This is a genomic window from Phreatobacter sp. AB_2022a, from assembly GCF_026847585.1.
Taxonomy (GTDB): domain Bacteria; phylum Pseudomonadota; class Alphaproteobacteria; order Rhizobiales; family Phreatobacteraceae; genus Phreatobacter.
Window position 1 is genome coordinate 1 of the sequence record NZ_JAPSET010000117.1, and the last position, 273, is coordinate 273.

Below are 273 nucleotides of genomic sequence, written 5' to 3' on the forward strand. Positions count from 1 at the left end.
GTAGATGACGCTTGCCTGGGCGCCCGTCGCGTCGCGCGCCTCGACCACCGTGTTGAACACCGGCAGGTCGAGATGGGTCTGGCCGCCCTTGCCCGGCGCGACGCCGCCGACCATGCGTGTACCGTAGGCGATCGCCTGCTCGGAATGGAAGGTGCCGTTCTTGCCGGTGAAGCCCTGGCAGATGACCTTGGTGTTCCTGTTGATGAGAATGGCCATGATGCTCGCCCCTCCTCTCAAGCCTTGCCGTTGACGGCGGCGACGATCTTCTGGGCG

1 pseudogene is annotated in these 273 nt (G+C 65.6%); it reads right to left on the reverse strand.

The features are described from left to right. Window positions 1-216 (reverse strand): annotated as a pseudogene (locus OZ671_RS31930) (succinate--CoA ligase subunit alpha); the annotation flags it as partial. Window positions 217-273 lie beyond the last annotated feature (57 nt).